A 15,914-nucleotide genomic window follows, 5' to 3' on the forward strand; every position below is an offset into this window, starting at 1 on the left:
CCTCCCCTAGCGGAGCCTCAGGCGGGTGAACTCGTCATCGGCGAGGTCGATCCACAGGAGCTGTTCCGCGAGAACCGTTCCCTTCCCCGTAAGAAGCTTCACTGCCTGGGCACATTCCAGGGCTGCCACAAGGGCGGGGGTGAAGGGCGGATTGCCTGTTTCCGTCTCGACTCCCGTATCCGACTCGCCGGCGAGGTACCCTGTAAGCGTCTCGTCTCCCGGAAGTACGACACCCACCTGCCCCCAGAACCCGGCGATGGCTCCCGAAACGAGAGGAATCCCCCTGGAAGCGCACTCCGCAAACAGTACTCTCCGGGATGTGAGGCTGTCGAGACAGTCCACCGCCAGATCCACGCCCTCGAGAATTCCCTCCGCCGTGAAGGAGTCGAATCGGCACTGCCTTCCCTCGGCCTCCACGGCACCGTTGATCTCCATGGCCCTTGCTGCCGCCGTCCTTGCCTTTGATTTACCGAGCAGCTCCTCCGTTGCAAGGAGCTGCCGGTTCAGGTTCGTTTCGTCGAAAACATCACCGTCAACAAATACGAGGCGCCCCACCCCCGCCCGGGCCAGCAGGTCTCCCACGAGCCCCCCCAGGCCGCCGCAGCCTATAACGGCCGCGCAGGACGAGAGCAGGCGAAGCTGACCGTCGGGTCCGAGAGTCCCCATGCTCCGGATATATCTCGACGGAACGTAGCCGTTTTCGAGACAATAAATCTCCGCTTCGGCGGGAGAAAGTCCCTCCATGGCAGCAGCCTTCCTGAGTTCCAGAAAGGATACCATTTTCCAGGGGCCCACCGCCTCAGCGGAATACACCACAGTATCAAACCAGCTCACCGACACTCACCTCCGTTTCCGGAATTATACAGGAAAGATTACCCCAAAGAATTGACAGACTTCACAAATTGGTATAAAAAGTAACAGGGGTGAGCAGAATCATTCCCCGAAAATGAATATGCCTTCGACCTGCAAAATCTCCAGAAGATTCTGCAGGCACTGGGTCTGGAAAGCGATTTCCATTCCTGCCGCATTTGCAAAGGAGGATCAGCCGGCTTCAGCCGGTGGTCCTCCTTTTTTCATTTCACCCCTTTCAAAATACAGGATGCACAAAATCAAGGAGGCGAAGAGATATGGACAAGTTCGGCAAAGTACTGCGCGTCAATCTCTCCAACGGAACCGTCGCAAGCGAGAGTCTCTGTGAAAAAACCCTGAAGGACTACATAGGCGGCCGCGGATATGCCACGAAGGTGCTTTACGACGAGGTACCCAAAGGCACCGATCCCCTCTCCCCCGAGAACAAGCTCATTTTCGCCAACGGCCCCCTCACCGGCAAGGGAGCTCCCTCCGCCGGACGGTACATGGTCATCACCAAGAGTCCCCTCACTGGATGCATCGCCAGCAGCAACTCGGGCGGATTCTGGGGAGCCGAGCTCGCCAGGGCGGGCTGGTTCATGATCATTCTCGAGGGCAAGGCGGCTAAACCCGTCTATCTCTGGATCAACGACGACAAGGTGGAGATCCGCGACGCCGCCGCCGTCTGGGGCAAGGACAGCCATGCGGCCACCGACGCCCTTCTCGAAGCCGTGGGCGATTCCAAGGCGAAGGTCACCTGCATCGGCCCCGCCGGTGAAAGGCTTTCGAAGATCGCGGCGATAATGAACGACAAGAACCGGGCTGCAGGACGGAGCGGTGTCGGCGCCGTCATGGGCTCCAAAAACCTCAAGGCGGTCGTGGTCAAGGGCAGCGCCCGCCCGTACGTGGAAAACCAGGATGAGATGAAGGCCGTCCTCGCCGGGGCCATGGAAAAACTGAAGACCAACCCCGTCACCAGCCAGGGCCTCCCCACCTACGGAACCGCGGTCCTCGTGAACATCATCAACCAGCTCGGCGGCTACCCCAAGAACAACTGGCAGGGAGCCTACTTCCCCGAGGCTGACACCCAGTCCGGCGAAACCCTCGCCAAGGACTTCCTCACCAAGAGATACTCCTGCTTCGGCTGCCCCATCGGCTGCGGCCGGGTCACGAAGGTCGGCGACCGCGAGGGCGAAGGCCCTGAATACGAGACCATCTTCGCCTTCGGCGTCTGCTGCGGTGTCGAACGTCTCGAGCCCATCATCGAGGCCAACTATCTCTGCAACGAATACGGCCTCGACACCATAAGCGCCGGTGTCACCATCGCGGCGGCCATGGAGCTCTACGAAAAGGGACTGATCAAAAAGGAAGAACTGGAAGGCGGCCCCGAGCTCCGCTTCGGCAGCGATGACGCCGTCACCTACTGGACGAAAAAGATGGGGCTCGTGGAAGGCCTCGGCAAGAAGCTCGCAGAGGGCTCCTACAGGCTGTGCGAAATGTACGGCCACCCCGAGTTCTCCATGACCGTCAAGAAGCAGGAGATGCCCGCCTATGACGGACGGGCCATCCAGGGAATCGGCCTGAACTACGCCACGTCGAACCGGGGAGGATGCCACGTGAGAGGCTACACCATCTCCCCCGAAGTCCTCGGACTTCCCGAGAAGCTCGACCCCGTGGATATCAGCACAAAGCCCACATGGGTCATGATTTTCCAGAATCTCACCGCGGCCATCGACGCCTCCGGCATGTGCCTCTTCACCTCCTTCGCCCTCGGAGCCGACGACTATGCAGCGTTCCTCAAGGCAGCCACGGGCTTCGACTATGACGGCGCCGCAGCCCTGCAGGCGGGAGACCGCATCTGGAACATCGAGCGTATGTTCAACCTCCGCGAAGGCCTCGATCCTGCGAAGGAAGACACCCTTCCCGACAGGCTGCTCAAGGAGCCCATTCCCGACGGTCCTTCCAAGGGAATGCTCAGCCGCCTTCCCGAAATGCTGCCCGAGTACTATAAAGCCCGCGGATGGGATGAAAAGGGCGTTCCCACCGATGCGAAACTCCAGGAACTGGGACTGAAGTAAGACCTGCTGCCGAAAGCCCCTCCCCTGAACCCGGGGAGGGGCTTTTTTGCGCTCTGGAAAAAGAGCCGGTTTTCGGATATGATGTTTCCATGATAAAAGTTTTGTTTTTCGCCACCATCCGGGATCTCACCCGGGAAAAAGAAACCGCGGCAGAAGGCGCCGATACCGTCATGGAACTCCTTCTTCAGCTCTCGGACCGCTACGGTCCGGATTTCCGGGAGGAAGCCCTCGATGGAGACAATATCTCCGACAGGCTCATCGTTCTTGTCAACGGACGGCACATCGCCCATACCGGAGGAGGAGAAACGCACCTCTCCGAGGGTGACACCGTGGCTGTTTTTCCCATCATCGGGGGAGGCTAGTCCGCCCTGTCCCCCGGCATGATGCCTCGCCCACAATTCCCTGAAAAGGAGTAAACCACTTGAAAAGACCAGTCGAGCTTACCGATCTCCTGCGGTACCGCTTTCTCTCCGCGCCTGAATTCTCCCCTGACGGCAGCGCCGTCTGCTTTTTTGTCCACCAGGCCGACTACGACAACAACAGCTATACATCCAACCTCTGGCTGTACGACCTGCCTTCGGACTCGCTCCGGCAGCTGACGTCCTCGGGCAGGGAGAAGGCCTTTGCGTGGATGCCCGACGGCCGTTCCGTCCTTTTCTCCAGCGGCCGGAACGACGCGAAAAAGACGGAAACGGCCCTCTACGTCATCGACATCTCCGGCGGCGAAGCCACGCATCTCCGTACCCTCCCGAGGGCGCTTTCCTCCCTTTCCCCCATGGCCGACGGTTCCCTGATCGCCCTTGGCGTGGACGAACCTTCCTTCGACAACCCCTACGACGCGGACATGATGTTCTTTGACCAGGTCCCCTTCTGCTCCAACGGCAAGGGCTACACGGGCCAGAAGAGGAAGCGGCTGTACCGCTACGCCCCCGACGGAACGGAACAGCAGCTTACCCCCGATCTTCTGGACGCTGAGAATTACACCCTGTCCGAAGACGGCAAGAAGGCCCTGGTCTGGGGTCCGGTCTTTACGGACGTCAGGGGGCAGTACAGCGCCCTGGTGGAAATTGAAACGGCCGGCGGCGGAGTGGTGCGGGAAATCCTCCCCGGAACGGGCTTCTCCTGCAGGTGGGCTGGCTGGCTGGACGGGCAGATCCTGGTCACAGGAAGCAACTACGCCGCCCACGGAGTCAACGAGAACGTGAAATTCCACCTGGTCGGCGACGGAAAAACCCTCTGCATCACCCCCGGGCTCGACAGGGGACTCAGGAACTCCGTCGGCTCCGACTGCCGCTACGGCTCCACCGACCTGAACCTTGCCTTCTCCGCTGAAGGCGGCAGGGCCTGGTTCGTCTCCACTGACAACTTCCGCTCCCACCTCCACACCGTGGACGCATCAGGAAAGGTGGAACAGTTCACCTCGGAGCTTTTCTCCGTGGACGACTGGAGAATCCGGGGAGGCAGGGCCGCCGTGGTGGGCATGAAGGGACTGCAGCTCCAGGAGCTCTATCTAGCAGACGGCCGGGAAGAGCGGCAGCTCACCCATTTCAACGACTGGGTCGCCGAAGAGTGCCTTCTGTCCGTCCCCGAGCATGTGACGGTGGACAACGGCACGGAAGAACCCCTCGACGGCTGGTATATGAAGCCGGTGAACTTCGAGGAAGGGAAACGGTATCCCTCCATCCTCAATATCCACGGGGGCCCGAAGTTTGTCTACGGCGACGTGTTCTTCCATGAAATGCAGTATTGGACCTCAAAGGGCTACGCGGTCTTCTTCTGCAACCCCAGGGGCAGCGACGGCAAGGGCAACGGCTTCGACGACATCAGGGGAAAATACGGCACCGTGGACTACGACGACCTCATGACCTTCACCGACTGGATCGTGGACAACGTACCCTTCGTGGACGGAGACAAACTGGCCGTAACGGGCGGATCCTACGGCGGCTACATGACCAACTGGATCATCGGCCACACGGACCGCTTCAGGGCCGCCGCCTCCCAGAGGAGCATCAGCAACTGGATCTCCAAGATGGGCATCTCCGACATCGGCTACTACTTCGTTCCCGACCAGCAGGGGGCCGACATCTGGAGCGACCATGAAAAACTCTGGCAGCACTCTCCCCTGAAATACGCCGACAGGGCGAAGACCCCCACTCTCTTCATCCATTCCGAGGAGGACCACCGGTGCGAGCTCACCCAGGGACTCCAGATGTTCACCGCCCTCAAGCTCCACGGCGTGGAGACGCAAATCTGCGTCTTCCGGGGCGAAAACCACGAGCTCAGCAGGAGCGGACGTCCGCGGCCCAGGCTCACCCGCCTGCGGAAAATGACCGAGTGGTTCGACCGGTTCCTCACCGCCGGGGAAGAATAGCGAAAGGGGCAGGCCAGAAAAGGCCTGCCCCTTTTTCATGTGTGCGGCAGCTCTGCCTACAGCCCGAGCAGCGCTCCAGCCACGGCCCCGGCCACCACGAACAGGGCGGGGTGGATCTTCGTAAAAATCATCAGGAGCAGGGTCACCCCTCCGATGATCCAGGTCAGAACCCCCGTCAGTGAGCCGAAGGACATGTCGTAGGCGGCATAGGCCAGCAGGGCCACCACCACGGGGCGGAGCCCCTTCAGCATGCTCGTGACCCTGGGGTTGCCGCTGATCATGGCCACAAACCTCAGGAGCAGGATCAGGACGATGACGCTCGGGAGCACCGTTCCCGCCAGGGCGGCAAGGGCGCCGGGAGCCCCGCCGACGTCATACCCTATCACCACCGACATCTTTGTCGCTATGGGGCCCGGAAGGGCATTCCCTATGGCGAGAATATCCACAAAGTCGGTGACGGACATCCACTGCTGGATGTTCACCACTTCCTCCTTGATGAGGGGAACCATGGACGGTCCGCCGCCGTACCCCACGCACCCTATTTTCAGAAAAGACCAGAACAACGCCAGAACCGCGCTCATCTCACACTCTCCCCTTCCGGGCAGGCATTTCCCTGCTGATAACCATCATGGCCCGCCCTCCTACAGTTTCAGCGCAATACCCGCCACGGCACCGGCAACGATGATCAGGGCGGGGTGAAGGGGCGAAAAAATCATCAGGGCCAGGGAAACGGAGCCGATGACCCAGGTGGTCCGGTTTTTCAGCGCATTCGGCCCCATGTCCCAGGCCGCGTAGGCAAGCATGGCCACCACCACGGGACGGAGCCCCCGCAGCATGCTCGTCACGAGGGGATTGTCCTTCACAAGGGAGACAAACCCCATCAGGACCAGCAGGGCAAGGGCACTCGGCAGAATGATCCCCGCAAGGGCCACCAGTGCTCCCGGCCACCCGGCCTTCCGGTATCCGATGGCGGCTGCCATCTTGGTGATAATGGGCCCGGGGAGGGCATTGCCTATGGCCAGTGCATCCATGAAATCCTCCGTGCCGATCCATTTCCGGCGCTCGATCACCTCGGCCTTCAGCAGGGGCACCATGGACGGCCCTCCGCCATAGGCTACGGACCCGGTCTTCGCAAAGGACACGAACAGGGCCAGAAGATCTTTTCCCAAAACAACTCCTCCTTCATTCCGTTTCCTGATGTACGGCAAAAACGTTCCTGCGAAGGGATCTTCGCAGGAACGCCGAATCTCGAACCATCTTCCGTGTACGGTGCATTTTCGATTTTAGATGATTCTCCGGTTTTTTTCAATCGCACCGGCCTTCAGCCTAAATCCGCAGGCAGCGGGGAGCGTCACCGGTGCTCGCTTGGGCCGCCGGTGCAGATTGTCGTCCTTGACAACTGCACCTGAAACCGACATCCTTGTCGGTTTCTCGGCCCGGGCGCTGTGCCCGGCGACACTCCCTCTGCCAGGAGAAGCTGCGGATTTAGGTTCAGGACGACACGAGGGGGAACGTTATCCCGGGAGAGGGATTCCCCGGTACTTCACCGTCCGGCAAGAGCGGCCTTCGCTTTTTCCCAGGGCAGGACGGACAGGGGCATGGCCGCCCTGACGGTCTTCTTCGGGTCCACTACCTGGCTGATCCTCAGGTCCATGGAAAGGGAGCACAGAATGAGGGCATCTTCGAAGGAAAGGCCCAGAGCTTTCCGCACCAGGTCGGTCATGGCCTCGCTCGCTGAAGTGACGGCCCGCTCGATGGATTCTTCCGAAGCGATGATGACGATCTCTTTCTCCGTCACGGCAATGGGCCACGGAGCGGATAACCCCTTCAGCAGGTCCAGGACGACGGTGACCCTGGCGGGTACTTCCGCTCCCGAACAGCCGATTTCACCGTCCCCCATCACCGCGTGGCAGTCGCCGAGGGCAAGCATGGCACCGCTCCGGCGCACGGGAAACCAGACTGTCGTTCCCTTGCGGATATCGGTGGTGTCCATGTTTCCTCCGTGGGCTGCCGGGGTACCGGTGGGGAAGATCCCTTCCTCAGGAGCCACCCCGATGACACCGATCATGGGCTTCAGGGGCAGGGTAATGCCTGCAAAGGTGCAGGTGCCTTTTTCCCGGTCAATCATGACCACTCTGGTAACAGGCTTTTCCACTTTTCCCGGAAGGGCGCCTTCTCCGGGAATGACCACTGAAACGGCCTGCTCTTCCACCCGGATATCCTCTATGAACACGCCGAGGAGGTCTCCTTTTTCCGCCCCCCTGACGGCCACAGGTCCGGTGGCCGGGTTGATGTAATCGAAGTTGATTTCAGTGCACAGGTCGTTTTCCGACCCGATCTGCCCGGCAAAACAATCATTCGTCTCGAAGAGGATCCTCTCCCCGGGAGAAACCTCAAGGACGGGCTTCATCTCTGCGCTGAAGGCGTAGATGTTGTTATCTGACGTGACGATATTCATGGACATTCCCTCCAATTCTCCGTTTGCTCCGTGAATTTCCACTTAACCGAACCAAGAGTACCATATTTTAAACAGGGGGCAATCGCGGGAGAAAAAAAGAGCCTCCGTTCACCGGAGGCTCTTGGGGCATCATTGACTGCGCTGCCGTTTTCTCTCAAAAACCCCGCACGGGGGTTTGCTCAGCTCCCTCAGCTGCCGCCCGGCTGGGGTGCAGGCCGGGGCTGCGGACGGGGCTTGGTCTTACCGGAAGATGAACCGGTGCCGTCCTCTTCCATGGCAAAGGAATTGATCAGGTCCATCATGGCGGATTCATACTTGTTCATGGCGCTTTCTTCGCCGATGGAGAACATGAAGGCGATGCTCTCGCCTTTTCCCGCCATAAGTACGACGCTGACGAACACGTCCGTTCCGTCGGATGTCCCCGAACCGCCGAATTCTATGGCCCGTATGCCGTTCAGGTCAAGTTCGGTGCCGTCGTCGAGTTCGAGATCAGGCACCACCTCTTCAGCCACGTCACCCACCATTTCCATGGCCAGCTCGAAGGCTTCCTCTCCCTCGGTTTCGCCGAAAATGAGCATCACATCCCCATCCGGAGGGGTGAACATAGTTCCCATTTTCGAATCCTTCGCTTCCCATGAAGCCGGAAGAGAAAAGGAAATCCCCGATGATTTGAGGACATAGGATTCCGCGAAGGAGGGAGCCGAAAGCGAAAAGGCCAGAAGTACCGCGATTGCTGCAATGACAAGTTTTTTCACGAGTTTCATCCTCTCTGGAAAGGGTGTGGAAAAGCGGGGGCCTGCAAGCCCGGAATGAGTGACACTGCTTCTTGCTTTGTGTTATAGACTATACTGCTTATCACTAAAAAAATAAATAGCCTTTACTATAACTTTACATTTCTCGCTTTCATTCAGCATCTTCGGAACGATCACCGAAAAAAAGCCGCCCCCGAAGGGGCGGCGCTCGAACAGGATCTCCTACTTCAGCACCATTTTCTTCTCTCCGGCCTGGTAGACCGCGGAGAGTCCGGCATAGATCTCCCGGATCTTCGCTATGCGCGCATCGGCCTTTTCCGGTTCCTGGAGCCCCTGGGCGATGTCCAGCAGCGACCGGCTGGTGTAGTAGATGTTTTCCTTCGTGGGGGAGACACAGCCGAAGACCTCCCGAAGCATTCTCAGGTCGTGGGGGATGTTGAAAACGTCCTGGGTCTGCTCATAACCGAAGAAATAGTAGATTTCCCGAAAACCCGCCCATGCGAGAGCGGAGATGCACATGGAGCAGGGTTCATGGGTGGAGAGGAAAATGCACTCCGACGGGTCCGGGTGCCCCTGGAGCTCGTAGAACAGCTTGATGGTATACACCTCTCCGTGCCAGAGGGGCGAAAAGGCTTCGTGATTCGTCCCCGCCACCACCAGGGAGAGGTCGTCCTTCCGGAGCACCGCCGCGCCGAAGACCTTGCAGCCGATAGCCACTCCGCGGGCGGTCAGGGGCACGATATCCCCTTCGATCACATCAAGCATGCGGTAAAACAGCTTTTCCTTCTCCACACCATCATCCCCTTTCGGCGTATTATTTCTTTTCCGGCAGAATGCTGAACACCACGGCGATGATCTTTTCCTGGACGGATCCTTTCTCAACGGGCCTCCACGAGGCCCACTCAGGAAAGATCGTTCACTGGTCCACCAGTCCCTTCGTGTCAAGGGCATAGTCAAAGGAATCCTGGACACGGTACTCGCTTCCGTCGAGGCGAATGTTCCACTGCAGTATCTCGATCAGGTTCTGCCCCGGGATCACCAGGTGAACATAGGTTTCCGCCACCTGCTCCGCCCCGGGGACGCAGTCGTCCACCAGCCTCGTGCGGTCGGCGTAGAGTGAATACACTACGCCGTCAACCTCGGCAATTTTCCGCAGGTCCCCCTTCCATGCCGGATGCCCCCAGGCGGCTGCACTGCCGAGGAACACCAGCAGAAAGGCGGTAAAAAACAGCCTTCTTCTCATAACCATTCACTCCTTCTCTTCCGGATATACCGGTTCTCGTGCGCTCCGGCTGTTATTTTACCAGTTGACAGGGATAAAACTACAGGGGATTATGGCGGAGAGTGAAAAAACGGAGAGGTGACATGTATGGCAATTCAATACCTGAGAGTTGTGAACCGGGACCAGTGCATCGGCTGCTTCAGCTGCATGTACGCCTGCTCCCGGATGGTCCGGAATGCGGGCGGCAGCGGCAAGGCGGCCCTCAGGGTCAAGGGGTACGCCGGAGTGGAGGGGGCCTTCTCCATCCGGGTCTGCGCCCGGTGCGAAGATCCCGACTGCGCAAAAGCATGCCCGACAGGAGCGCTGACCGCAGCCCCCAACGGCGGGGTGCGGCTGAAAAAAGACCTCTGCATCTCCTGCGGCGCCTGCGTGAAGGCCTGCGCCATCAGCGCCCTTCAGTGGGACGAGGAGGAACGGCATCCCATTCCGTGCATCTTCTGCGGCCAGTGCGTAAAGTACTGCCCCAACAACGTACTCGCCATGACCGAAAAAACGGAAGGAGGCGACCGGAGATGAAGGGAAGAACCCTGCACGTGGACCTGGCCTCCGGGACAGACCGGCTGCTCGACGACAACCGGCTTTTCTCCGAATGGCTCGGCGGATCGGCTGCCGCCACGGAACTCCTTTTCCGGTACGGAGCCCCGAAGGGCGACCCCCTGGCCCCGGAAAGCCCTGTGATCTTCGCCATCGGTCCCTTCAGCGCCCTGTACCCTGTGGCCACGAAGACCGCGGCCCTCTTCAAGTCTCCTCTCTCCGGAGAGCTGGGAGAATCCCACGCCGGGGGGCGGCTGGCCATGTCTTTCCGGGAGGCGGGCATCGCCGCCCTTGTCATCACCGGCAGGGCGGAGCGCCCCTCTTACCTGGCCATCGAAAACGACACCGTCGCAGTCAAATCGGCCTCGACTTTCTGGGGTCAGTCGGCCACGGCCACCGACCGGATTCTCCGGGAAGCGGAGAGCAAAACGGGACGAAAAATTTCAGTTGTCCGCATCGGTCCCGCCGGGGAACGGCTCTCTCCCATGGCCTGCGCCACCGTGGACGGCTCCCGCCATTTCGGCCGCCTCGGCCTCGGCGCCGTCCTGGGGAGCAAGAACCTCAAGGCCATAGTCGTCAGCGGGACGAAAACCCTGCCCCTGGCGAAACCGAAGGAGTTCAAAGCCGTTTATGACATACTGTACGACCGGGTCGTCAGGTCGAAGGAAATGAAAAAATACCACGACCTGGGCACCGCCGCCAACGTCCGTCCCCTCTCCATGATACGGGGGCTCCCCACACGGAACTTCTCCCAGGGCAACTTTGAAGGGGCCGATGACATCTCCGGGGAACGGTTTGCCGGGGAATTCCTGGTGCAGCACACGGCCTGCGCCCACTGCCAGTGCGGCTGCATCCACCTCGCCGAACTGCGGGAGGAGTTCGCCCCGTACCACTACAGCACGAACAGGGTCTCCTACGACTACGAGCTGATCTACGCCATGGGAAGCATGCTCAGCCTTTCCTCCCCCGAGGACGTTCTGAAGCTCCTCCTGGTTACGGAAAAGCAGGGGTGGGACGTCATTTCCCTGGGCTGCACCCTTGCCTGGGCCACGGAATCCTTCCTCCGGGGAACCCTTTCCCTCGCCGAAACGGGAGATCTGCCCCTCTCCTTCGGAGACGGTGCGGCGTATCTCGAAATGCTGGAACGCATGGCAAAAGGACAGGGAGAATTCTACCGGGACCTGGAGAAGGGGTGCGCCTTCTGCGCCAGGAAATACGGCGGGGAGGAATGGGCCGTCCAGTACGGCGGCGTGGAGCCGGGGGGATACATGACCGGTGAGAACTTTGCCGTCACCTGCATGATGGGGGTGCGCCACTCCCACCTGGACGACACAGGATACTCCATCGACCAGAAGCTCCTGAACGCCGCCCAGCCGCTGGAAGACCAGGTCCGGGCCCAGGTGAAGGAAGCCCGGTGGCGCATGGTACTCAATTCCCTCATGATCTGCCTCTTCGCCCGGGGCGTCTACGATGAAGAGATAATCCTCAGCGGACTGGACGCCCTCGGCCTGGAGTGGGACGCAGAAAAACTGCAGGCCATGTCGGAAAAGGCCCTGCTCCGAAAATACGAATGGAAGGCTCTCTGCGGCTTCGATCACAGTTTGGTGAAGATTCCGAAAAAAATGTACTCCGTCCAGACGGCCACGGGGCTTATCGGACGAGAATCCCTGGAGGAAAGGCTCCGGCTGTACCGGAAGTACGCCGGGCTGCTGTAAACCCAGGGAAAGCGGGAGTTGTGCCGGAGGAGCGGATGAAAACAGGGGAGCCCTTTCGGGCTCCCCTTCGCTGTTCTTTTTGGTCGGTGCCGTTCCCTCAGAATCCTGTCACCGCACCGCCGTCCACCGGGAGAATCACTCCCGTGACGAAAGAGGCCGCAGGGCTGCTGAGGTAGACCGCCGCGTCGCCGATGTCCTCCGGGTCGCCGAAACGGCCCATGGGGGTCCGCCCGAGGATCTTCGCCTTCCGCTCCGGGTCGCTGTTCACAGCCCTGTGCATCATCTCCGAGTTGATCCACCCCGGGGCGATGGCGTTCACCCTCACTCCCAGAGGGGCCAGTTCCGCCGTCAGTGCCCGGACCATGCCTCCCACGGCGCTCTTCGCGGCCGTGTAGCCGATGACCTGGGGCATGCCGATGAAGGTGGTCATGGAGGCGATGAAGAGGATATGTCCATGCTTCCGGGCAGCCATGGACGGCGCGAAGGCTTTGGACATGACGAAGCTTCCGCTCACATGGGTCCGCAGGACCTTGTCGAAGTCCTCGTAGGCCGTCTCCAGAAAGGGCTGCTTGTGGTGGATTCCGGCGTTGTTCACCAGTATGGACACGGGGCCGAACTTTTCTTCCACTGTCCGGGCGAACTCTTCCGCCCCCCGGGTATCCGTCACGTCCCCGACGATATATCCGGCCCTGTCTCCCAGCTTATCCGCAGCCGTGCGCAGCAGTTCTTCCCGGCGCCCGGCAAGCACCACACGGGCGCCTGCCCGGATCATGGACTCAGCTATCCCGAAGCCGATCCCCGTACCTCCACCGGTGATGAGGGCCCGTTCTCCTTCCAGGGAGAACCGGCTGTACTTTCCCGTCATTGTCATCCCTTCTCTCTTCTCAATGCCCTGCCGTCGATCCTCAGAGGATCCCGTAGGTCTCGAAGGCCTTCGTGGTGCTCATTCCGGCCTCGATGGCCTTCCGGACCGTCTTTTCTCCCGCCGCCTTCTCCAGGGCCTTCTCCACCGCTTCGTCGGCGACCTTCGAGGGGATAATAAGCACACCGTCCACGTCGCCGAAGACGATGTCCCCGGGAAGAACGGTCACGTTCCCCACTTCGAGCCTGCACCGGTAGTCCGCCACCTGGGTCCGCACCGAAGAATCCTGGGCGTAGCAGCCCATGCTGAACACCGGCCAGTTCTGCTCCAGGACCTGGGGCGTGTCCCTGTGCCATCCGTCCACCACGGCACCCACGGCGCCCCGCGTCCTGGATGCCGCCGTGAGCAGCTCGCCCCAGTAGGCGCATCGCCTGCCGCCTCCCGAGGCAAGGTAGACTTCCCCTTCCTCGAGCTGGTCCAGGGCCTCGGTGAGAAGGCCGAAGGGCTTTTTCTGCACGCCGAAAACATCGATCATGAGCACCGTCATGGCCCGCCCGGCAAGTTTCATGTCATCCCTCAGGGGGCGGATCGCCTGGGGCAGGAACTGGTGGTAGTATCCCATGGCGTCCAGGATGTCCCCCACCACAGGCGTATACAATTTTTCCTTCATCAGGGCGAAAAGTTCCCTGTCGCTGTTCCACTGCATGGCACGACCTCCCGCTTTCGTTGTTCCGGCCCGCTTCCGGGCTCAGCCTGAAAAGACGGTCTCCCTGCGGGAGACGCACATCCTGTCTATTCCGTCCCAGTCCACTTCCACGCCGAGGCCCGGCCCCTCCGGCACCTCGATGAAGCCGTCCTCCGAAATCGTCAGGGGTTCCTTCATGGGGAAGCGGAAGTTCTCCTCCGGCACGAAATACTCGAAGAACTCGCAGTTCCGGACGGCGCAGGAAACATGAAGATTGGCCACGTCCATGAGGGCCATGGTGGTGGTGTGGATCTCGCAGTTGATGCCGAAGGCCTCCGCCAGGTGGGCGATCTTCAGGGTACCCGTCACGCCGTTCTTCCAGGAGACATCCGCCCGGACAATATCCACCCCGCCGAGGGCGATGGCCTGGGCCACTCCCCAGTGGGCCCCCCTCGTGGTCTCCGTGGCCGCCACGGGAATGTCCAGGGTCTCGCAGAGCCTCCTGTACTTCGACAGCTCGAAGTCCCGGAAGGGCTCCTCCAGCCAGCGGTAGTCCAGTTTTTCCAGGTGGCGTCCCACTCTCACGGCCTCATCGAGGGTATACTCCGCCACGGGGTCGGAGAACAGGGTCACGTCCTTCCCCAGGGCGTCCCGGAGGGCCTGGTGGATCTCCATGTCCTTCTGCCACGGACCGCCGGGATGGGCCTTGTAGGCCCGGATTCCCCGGTCCCGGTAGAATGTCCCCTCCCTGACGTAGTCCTCCGCCGCATCGTGGAACAGGCCGCTGGCGTACACAGGCAGGCGCTTCCTGTATCCTCCCAGGTACTTGTAGAGAGGCAGCCCCGCCCGGAGAGCCGCAAGCTCCCAGAGGGCCACGTCCACCGGGCCCGGCAGGTAGACAGGGAAAAACGTCAGGTGACGGTCCACCGTCCAGTACTCGTGCCAGACGGCTTCCCGGTCGTGCACGTCCCGTCCGAGCACCACGGGAAGGATGGTCTCGTGGAGATAGTCCTCCACCACCTTCCCCGACCGGGCGGCAAGGCACCCCACCGTGCTCGAAAACCCCTCGTCCGTGGTCAGGCGGAGCACCACCACGTCCCACGGCATGGGGGCCCCCACCGTTCTTTTCCTGTCGAAATACGAGGCCTCGCGCCTGCACAGCCATGTCTCGGCCCTGACGACCTTCATTTCCACCACTCCCGATCCCGTTATTTTTCGGAAAAAATCGGCGCCGGCCGCCTTTTCTGAACTGCCGCCGAACCTACAGGTAATCCTCCAGGTTGTTCCGGAGCACCACCCCGATGCCGATGGGTTCCCATTCTGCCTGCCGCCCCGTCAGGTACCGGTAGAGCGCGAGGACGGCCCGCTCCGCCTGGGCCTGCTGGTTCTTCCACACCGTCGCCCGGAGGATGCCCTGCTCAAAAAAGGGAACGAGCTCCCGGAATACGTCGCTGCCCACAAGGCGCACCCTGTCATCAATGCCCCTTTCCTGTATTTCCCTGCATGCGAGAAGGGTGTCCCGGGAAGAGATGGCGTACACGCCGCCTCCGTCTTCTATCCCGTCAAGGGCCCGGCTGAAGTCGTTCCTCACCCGCCCCGGGTCGCCGTCGCCGTCCACTTCCGCTATGGGAAAAGAGTATCCGGTCTCTTCCATGAAGGCCCGGAATCCCCGTCTGTGGGCGTTGTGAATCTCCACGCCGGGCCGGCCTCCCACCATGACGATCTTCCCCCCGCCGGGAAGAAAAGCTCTCAGAAGCTCGGCGGCAAGCCTCCCGATCCTTTCGTTGGGGCCCGATACGCAGGCGATGCGTTTTGATCCCACGGCGTCGGAATTTGCCGTCACCACCGGGATGCCCTGGTCGTACAGGCGGTCGATGACCCCATTGAGCCGGGTTTCATCCCAGCACTGGATCACCACGCCGTCGATGTCCTTCCGTTCGGCAATCGAGGCGAGAATTTTCTCCTGGCTCACCCAGTCGTCGCCGCACTCGAAGCGGGTAATCCTCACCCTGTAGTCGAGAAGGTCCCGCTCAACCTTGTCTATTCCGGCCCACATGCTGCGGAAGAAATAATTCACCGGGTTGGAGACGCTCTGCAGAACCACCGCAATGTGCAGAGCCCCCCGCTTGAGGGACGACGCGGCGGCGTTCACCGAATAGTCCATGGCCTCGGCGAGCCTCAGGATTTTCTCCCTCGTCTCGCTGCTCACGCCCTTTTTCGAGTAAATCGCCTTGTGGACCGTCACGGAAGAAACCCCCGCCGCCCTGGCGATGTCCTTCATGGTCGTCCGCGCCTTCATGCCGCTCATTCAGCCACACTCCTCCGAAT

The 15,914-nt window shown here is 60.8% G+C and carries 16 protein-coding genes and 1 riboswitch; of the genes, 5 read left to right on the forward strand and 11 right to left on the reverse strand.

Translation table 11 applies throughout. The features are described 5' to 3' along the window. Positions 1–6: 6 nt before the first annotated feature. Positions 7–834, reverse strand: a complete 828-nt coding sequence (locus tag C8D99_RS01945; protein WP_243833810.1) for a HesA/MoeB/ThiF family protein — start codon at positions 832–834, stop codon at positions 7–9. A 110-nt stretch (positions 835–944) separates the two neighbouring features. Then, positions 945–1,055, forward strand: a riboswitch (molybdenum cofactor riboswitch). Between the two features lie 72 nt (positions 1,056–1,127). On the opposite strand from C8D99_RS01945, the gene C8D99_RS01950 reads away from it, so the two are divergent. The 3 genes from C8D99_RS01950 to C8D99_RS01960 all read left to right on the forward strand — a co-directional run bounded on the left by C8D99_RS01950 (position 1,128) and on the right by C8D99_RS01960 (position 5,298). Then, positions 1,128–2,927, forward strand: a complete 1,800-nt coding sequence (locus C8D99_RS01950) for an aldehyde ferredoxin oxidoreductase family protein (RefSeq protein ID WP_133955836.1) — start codon at positions 1,128–1,130, stop codon at positions 2,925–2,927. Positions 2,928–3,016: 89 nt separating this feature from the next. Continuing rightward, a complete protein-coding gene (locus C8D99_RS01955) occupies positions 3,017–3,289 on the forward strand; it encodes a MoaD/ThiS family protein (protein WP_243833811.1) in 273 nt (90 codons plus the stop codon). 59 nt (positions 3,290–3,348) lie between these two features. Beyond that, complete coding sequence (locus tag C8D99_RS01960; protein WP_133955838.1) at positions 3,349–5,298, forward strand: S9 family peptidase; 1,950 nt, start codon at positions 3,349–3,351, stop codon at positions 5,296–5,298. A gap of 56 nt (positions 5,299–5,354) precedes the next feature. On the opposite strand, the gene C8D99_RS01965 is transcribed toward C8D99_RS01960, so the two are convergent. The 6 genes from C8D99_RS01965 to C8D99_RS01990 all read right to left on the reverse strand — a co-directional run bounded on the left by C8D99_RS01965 (position 5,355) and on the right by C8D99_RS01990 (position 9,751). Next, positions 5,355–5,879 carry a chromate transporter gene (locus C8D99_RS01965; RefSeq protein WP_133955840.1) on the reverse strand — a complete coding sequence of 175 codons (525 nt, stop codon included), beginning with the start codon at positions 5,877–5,879 and terminating at the stop codon, positions 5,355–5,357. A gap of 60 nt (positions 5,880–5,939) precedes the next feature. Then, positions 5,940–6,467, reverse strand: a complete 528-nt coding sequence (locus C8D99_RS01970) for a chromate transporter (protein WP_166669958.1) — start codon at positions 6,465–6,467, stop codon at positions 5,940–5,942. 374 nt (positions 6,468–6,841) lie between these two features. Then, positions 6,842–7,756, reverse strand: coding sequence for an acetamidase/formamidase family protein (locus tag C8D99_RS01975; RefSeq protein WP_133955844.1), 915 nt, complete (start codon positions 7,754–7,756; stop codon positions 6,842–6,844). A 188-nt stretch (positions 7,757–7,944) separates the two neighbouring features. Continuing rightward, positions 7,945–8,511, reverse strand: a complete 567-nt coding sequence (locus C8D99_RS01980) for an MBL fold metallo-hydrolase (RefSeq protein WP_133955846.1) — start codon at positions 8,509–8,511, stop codon at positions 7,945–7,947. Between the two features lie 219 nt (positions 8,512–8,730). Next, a complete protein-coding gene (locus C8D99_RS01985; protein ID WP_243833812.1) occupies positions 8,731–9,300 on the reverse strand; it encodes a nucleoside deaminase in 570 nt (189 codons plus the stop codon). A gap of 124 nt (positions 9,301–9,424) precedes the next feature. Then, complete coding sequence (locus C8D99_RS01990) at positions 9,425–9,751, reverse strand: hypothetical protein (protein ID WP_133955848.1); 327 nt, start codon at positions 9,749–9,751, stop codon at positions 9,425–9,427. 126 nt (positions 9,752–9,877) lie between these two features. On the opposite strand from C8D99_RS01990, the gene C8D99_RS01995 reads away from it, so the two are divergent. After that, on the forward strand, positions 9,878–10,306 hold the full coding sequence (locus tag C8D99_RS01995) for a 4Fe-4S dicluster domain-containing protein (protein WP_133955850.1): 429 nt from the start codon (positions 9,878–9,880) through the stop codon (positions 10,304–10,306). Then, positions 10,303–12,039 carry an aldehyde ferredoxin oxidoreductase N-terminal domain-containing protein gene (locus C8D99_RS02000; RefSeq protein WP_133955852.1) on the forward strand — a complete coding sequence of 579 codons (1,737 nt, stop codon included), beginning with the start codon at positions 10,303–10,305 and terminating at the stop codon, positions 12,037–12,039. The genes C8D99_RS01995 and C8D99_RS02000 overlap by 4 nt, the downstream gene beginning before the upstream one ends. A 97-nt stretch (positions 12,040–12,136) precedes the next feature. Here C8D99_RS02000 and C8D99_RS02005 read toward each other — a convergent pair whose 3' ends face one another. The 4 genes from C8D99_RS02005 to C8D99_RS02020 form a co-directional block, all read right to left on the reverse strand. Beyond that, positions 12,137–12,904, reverse strand: coding sequence for an SDR family NAD(P)-dependent oxidoreductase (locus C8D99_RS02005; protein WP_208321036.1), 768 nt, complete (start codon positions 12,902–12,904; stop codon positions 12,137–12,139). Positions 12,905–12,944: 40 nt separating this feature from the next. Continuing rightward, positions 12,945–13,607, reverse strand: coding sequence for an RraA family protein (locus C8D99_RS02010; RefSeq protein WP_133955857.1), 663 nt, complete (start codon positions 13,605–13,607; stop codon positions 12,945–12,947). A gap of 42 nt (positions 13,608–13,649) precedes the next feature. After that, the gene (locus tag C8D99_RS02015; RefSeq protein WP_133955859.1) at positions 13,650–14,774 is read right to left on the reverse strand and encodes an enolase C-terminal domain-like protein; all 1,125 of its coding nucleotides are present in this window, start codon (positions 14,772–14,774) and stop codon (positions 13,650–13,652) included. 73 nt (positions 14,775–14,847) lie between these two features. Beyond that, positions 14,848–15,894 carry a substrate-binding domain-containing protein gene (locus C8D99_RS02020; protein ID WP_133955861.1) on the reverse strand — a complete coding sequence of 349 codons (1,047 nt, stop codon included), beginning with the start codon at positions 15,892–15,894 and terminating at the stop codon, positions 14,848–14,850. Between the last annotated feature and the right edge of the window lie 20 nt (positions 15,895–15,914).

This window comes from Aminivibrio pyruvatiphilus, assembly GCF_004366815.1.
Lineage (GTDB): Bacteria > Synergistota > Synergistia > Synergistales > Aminobacteriaceae > Aminivibrio > Aminivibrio pyruvatiphilus.